The 5,137-nt window shown below is 35.4% G+C and carries 5 protein-coding genes, 1 tRNA gene and 1 pseudogene; all 7 read right to left on the bottom strand.

Annotated elements, in window-relative coordinates:
- Positions 1-154 precede the first annotated feature (154 nt).
- A complete protein-coding gene (rnc, locus tag OZD63_RS02105; protein WP_274979665.1) occupies positions 155-853 on the bottom strand; it encodes a ribonuclease III in 699 nt (232 codons plus the stop codon).
- 187 nt (positions 854-1,040) lie between these two features.
- Entirely contained in the window at positions 1,041-2,117 is a 1,077-nt protein-coding gene (locus OZD63_RS02100; protein ID WP_275007999.1) for a quinone-dependent dihydroorotate dehydrogenase, read from the bottom strand.
- Positions 2,118-2,247: 130 nt separating this feature from the next.
- Positions 2,248-2,319, bottom strand: a tRNA-Cys gene (locus OZD63_RS02095).
- A gap of 5 nt (positions 2,320-2,324) precedes the next feature.
- On the bottom strand, positions 2,325-3,221 hold the full coding sequence (locus OZD63_RS02090) for a class I fructose-bisphosphate aldolase (RefSeq protein ID WP_275007998.1): 897 nt from the start codon (positions 3,219-3,221) through the stop codon (positions 2,325-2,327).
- Positions 3,222-3,279: 58 nt separating this feature from the next.
- On the bottom strand, positions 3,280-4,290 hold the full coding sequence (locus tag OZD63_RS02085) for a molecular chaperone DnaJ (RefSeq protein ID WP_274979668.1): 1,011 nt from the start codon (positions 4,288-4,290) through the stop codon (positions 3,280-3,282).
- A 58-nt stretch (positions 4,291-4,348) separates the two neighbouring features.
- A pseudogene (locus tag OZD63_RS02080) lies at positions 4,349-5,050 on the bottom strand (AAA family ATPase); the annotation flags it as partial.
- Between the two features lie 7 nt (positions 5,051-5,057).
- Positions 5,058-5,137: hypothetical protein (locus OZD63_RS02075; protein WP_275007935.1), on the bottom strand; the 80-nt coding region annotated here is incomplete at its 5' end.

The raw sequence follows: 5,137 nt of genomic DNA, 5'->3' as shown, positions 1-5,137 counted from the left end.
CAGCTTGCAAATGATTGTCCTTTCCTTCATTTCTCTCCTATTACGAAGATTTTAAACAGGTTCTAAGAAAGGCTATACTATGCTTCTCCTTAAATTGACCATTTACCCTAAACGCTATTAGCTTCCTTAAAATTTACATTAATGCCTATTTTGCCTAAACTGAAGCGTCTTTTCCAATTTTTTCTAGCATCAACTCAGCAGCTTTTTGTTCAGCAATCTTTTTACTAGAAGCGCATGCAGAAACTTTACCATAATCTTCTATGCAAACTGATATAGTAAATTCAGGATTGTGCGCTGGTCCAGTTTGTTTTACAAGCTCATACTCTGGTAAAGGCAATTTGTTTTTCTGAGTCCACTCTTGCAGTGAGGTTTTAGGATCTTGAGGGGGGTCAAGCATGCCTTTAGCTAGCTTTTCCCAATATTGGATAATAAATTTTTCAACATTTTCAAGCCCGCCATCAATATAAATTGCACCTATTAGTGCTTCAAGCGAGTTTTCTAAATTTTTTAAGTTACATCCCCCTCCATTGCAGCGTTCACTATTATTCATGATGATAAAGCTGCCTAATTTTATTTCTTTAGCAACATTAGCAATGGTGTTTCCACAAACTAAATCCGTCTTTCTTTTTGCCAATGCTCCTTCTTTTTCTTCAGGAAATAGTTTAAACAGTGTGGCAGATACAACCATATTCAAAACACTATCGCCCAAAAACTCTAGTCTTTCGTAGCTTACAATCTGGTTTTTGCTATTCCTTTTATTTACGCTTGGGTGAGTTAGTGCCTCTTCTAATATTGCATAATTTGTAAATTTATAATCAATGATCTTAGATATTGCATCATTCAAACTCTTCATACCCATTATTTAAAAGAATAACACTTCCTACCACACCTTTATACCAAAGAATTAGTTTTGTTTTATTAAAATAATACCAACAACTTCCAAAATATACAGTTTAATAGACTTCTTGCGTAACCATTATTTGAATAATGATTCATCGATGTTATTCCAGTGTCGGCTACTTAGGTGACAGAGAAGATGTTTAATGTATACAACCCACCACCTCACTAATGTTACTAAATCCATCTCTCCTTATTAGTTCTGCAAGTTCTAGATTAATTTTGTTTACAACTTGAGGTCCGTGGTATATGAGAGCAGTGTACAACTGCACCAAAGAAGCTCCTGCCTTTATTTTTTTATATGCATCAGCACCACTTGAGATTCCTCCGCATCCTACCAACAATATTTTGCCCTTAGTAAGTTTGTACATATCGCTCAATAACTCGGTTGAAAGTTTAAACAGCGGTTTGCCACTCAACCCACCACTCTCGTTGTGGTGGGAATGTAAGTTATTCCGACTGATCGTAGTGTTGCTCACTGTTAATCCGTCAATCTTATATTCCAACGCAAGCTCAGCGATATTTTCTTTCGTTTGCTGATCTATATCTGGTGAGATTTTTAATATTATTGGTATGGATTTAGAATTATCAATTGATTTCCGGGTTAGAGTTACGGATTTCAACAATTCCGATAATTCTTGCTTATTGTGCAGATTGCGTAAATTAGGCGTGTTTGGGGATGAGATGTTCAGCACTATATAATTGCTTTTTCCATATACTATCTTTATTAAGTCAACATAATCGCTGATTTGGTCCTTTGATGTACTGTTTTTTCCTATGTTGATGCCAAAAATGCAGTCATCAAGCTTGGTTTTATCTATTTGTTTAAGAAAGTAGTCTATTCCTTTATTGTTAAATCTCAATCTGTTAATTACCCCTTGATCTTTAATTAACCGAAAAATTCTTGGTTTTTTGTTTCCATATTGTGGATTACGAGTTACAGTACCAGTTTCAATAAATCCAAAACCAAATGAAAGCATAGGCCTTATAACTTCTGCATTCTTGTCAAAACCTGCAGCCAGACCCACGGGGCTTCTGAGCTTATTACCAAAAAAATTCACACTCAAAGATTCTGGTAGCTCTATAGGTTTTCTATAAGGCATTTTCTTTAATGCCATAATTGCCAAAGAGTGAGCAACCTCGGGCGGTAGTAAAAACAATAAATCACGTAATATCATTTTGTAAAACACTTTGCTTATTTTTAGTTTATTTTTTACCATGAAACGCTATAAGAGTGTAACCATAACTTGAAAAGAAATTGATTTTACTTATGAATAATTTTCTCTATAGGTTACACACCTAAAGCTACTGTTGAATTGAGCAACTTTTACAAGATATAGAAAATGAAAGAGGCCGGGACCGGAATTGAACCGGTATAAAAGGATTTGCAGTCCTCTGCATAAGCCATTCTGCCACCCAGCCGTTTTTTATGTGTAGATATCCATTATATCTTTTAGCATAGATAAGGCTTCCTCCCTTTTGCGTTGGAAAGTGTTACGTCCAATGATTGAACCATTACCACCACCCTGCTTAATTTCTTTCGCTTCATTGCATATGTCATTCACTGATTTCGACTCGCCACCAGAAAAAACTACTATTCTTTTTCCTGCAAAACAAGATCTTTTAACATATTCAATTCTTTTAGATAATGATTCAATATTTTCTGTTTCTATTTTCTCCCTTTCCAAATATTTAGTTGGAAGTTTTACTTTTATTATATTAGCGCCAAGCAAAGCTGCCATGTGTGCAGCATAGGCAACAACATCAACCGCTGCTTCACCTTCTTTGGAAATTCCTTCACCGCGTGGATAAGACCATAACACTACTGCAAGCCCATAAGATTTGGCTTCAGCTACGATTTCACGGGCTTCTTCCATCATATCGAAACACTTAGCAGAACCAGGATATATAGTAAATCCAACAGCCAAACAGCCCAAACGCAGTGCATCTTTCACAGAAGAGGTTATTGCTTGATCAGAAGTCAGATTCTTCGAATGTAAGGAGTTGGAACTATTAAGTTTCAAAATAAGTGGGAGCATTCCAGCATAAGTTGAAGCACCAGCTTCAATCATACCAAGTGGAGCAGCATATGCACTTACTCCCGAATCAACTGCAAGCTGAAAATGATAATGTGGGTCATAAGCATCAGGGTTAACTTCAAAACTTTTTATTGGCCCGTGTTCAAACCCTTGGTCTACAGGGAGAATTACTAATTTGCCGGTGCCGCCAAGCCTTCCATGCATGAGAATACGAGTAAGATTTGCTTTTACCCCGGGGTTTTCACTTTCGTAGTGGTTTAAGATTTGTCTTATTTCTTTACTCATTAACGCTATGAAGTTCATTTAAAGTATAGCAAAAACCACAGTTGAAGCAAAGATCTTTTTATGGTTCTTGTCCTGCAGGTGTATCTAAAGATGTAACGTTAGGATTGGTGGTGTGCTGTTGTGGCTTTTTTTGGATTAAATCTCTAAAATACATTTTGACAATAGGAAGAACAAGTGGCATAAGCACTAGCTTGTAGTCATACCATGCAAATTTTTCTTTATAGCTAAATTCTGCATCTTCTTCATATAAGCGCTGAATGCAATGTTCACTATATAGTTCAGATGCCTTTGCAAAAGTTCTAAGTAAAGCAATAAGTAATAAATCCAATGCTAAATTAATCATCAGCATTGTTCCATATTGAGCAGGCCAGCCATTTTGTGCTACCTCTGACACTAGACCACATATAGCAAATGTTGCTGCGATACATATCACATAATCATCAGCAGCAATAAGTAGATTGTATCTTCGATTTAATCTATCCAGATTTTCCTCTTGTGAACCTTTTTGTTTACTTGCTGCATAAATAATACCACAAAAGGATATAATAAATAACAACGGCCAAATCCCTATGCTAAATGCATAAAATCGATAAGCGATGCTTTGCACCGTGCCACTATTAGCAAGTTGCGATAAGCAATACTCAACTTTCAGCGATGGAGTAACCACCGCATTTGCTAATATAAAAAATAAAGGTGCTCTATTTATAGCTTTGCTTCTACGTGATAATATTCCATAAATTTTTGTTTGCCTCCTCCGTTCTTCTTCACTTGATAGTCTTTCATATTGACTAGGAGTTTTTCCTTCTTTTAAAGCGTTGAGATACTTCTCTAGCTCTTTTTTATCTGCACTAAGTTTTTGAAACTTTTCTGTAGCTATCTTTTTCTTCTCTTCATCTTTTTCTTTGTCAGGGTGGCACTTTAATGAAAGCTTTCTAAAGCTCCGTTCAACTAACTTGAGTATATCGTCAAACTCCTGGCTTATTACTTCTTCTGCTTTTATTTCTAGTCTTGAAAATAAATTCTGTAAATCGCGATTACTGTAATACTGATTTCTAGTTAAACTTGCCACTATAGCCTCATTATTCTTAAAATAAGTATACTACCAGTGTAATAAAAAAACAAGAATTTCAAACTATATCAAAAGCAATTTTATTTTCTACTTTATTCATATAGATTCTTAATTTCTTTCCTTTTATTAATTTACGATTCAGTATTTCTTCCGCTAAGTAACTTTTTATCTCTTTTTCAATAAGTCTCTCTATCGGACGTGCTCCCATTTCCTTACTATAACCTGTTTGTGCAAGATAAGATTTCACTTCATCTTCTACCAAGCAGTTTATGCCTTTTTGCGTCAGCTGCTTTTTCAGTTCCTGAATAAATTTATCTACAATATGCAGAATTATATCCGCATTTAAGTCAGAAAAAGAAATAATCGCATCAAGACGATTACGAAATTCAGGGCTAAAAACCTGTTCTATCGCTTTTTCACTATCACCAGTGTTAAATTTTTTATGCCCAAAGCCAACAAAACTTTTGCTGCGTTCAGCTGCTCCTGCATTAGTTGTCATAATTAAGATTATATTGGAAAAGTCAACTTTACGTCCGTAAGTGTCTGTAACACAACCATAATCCATAATTTGTAGCAATATATTATAGATATCGCTATGGGCCTTTTCAATTTCATCAAGCAACACAACACTATATTGATTGTTAGATACAGACTCTGTGAGTAATCCACCCTGATCATAACCTACATATCCAGGAGGAGAACCAATCATCCTTGATATCGTATGAGACTCAATATATTCGGACATATCAAAGCGTATAAGAACCTGTTTAAAATCTTCGTAATAGGAGAGAAATGAAGGAAAGGACAATCATTTGCAAGCTGGTGTTGAGTTTACGTTCGCAATTTT

The sequence above is a fragment of the Wolbachia endosymbiont of Drosophila leontia genome, assembly GCF_028981785.1.
GTDB classification, from domain to species: Bacteria; Pseudomonadota; Alphaproteobacteria; order Rickettsiales; family Anaplasmataceae; genus Wolbachia; species Wolbachia pipientis.
This window is presented reverse-complemented; position numbering and strand designations above follow the sequence as displayed.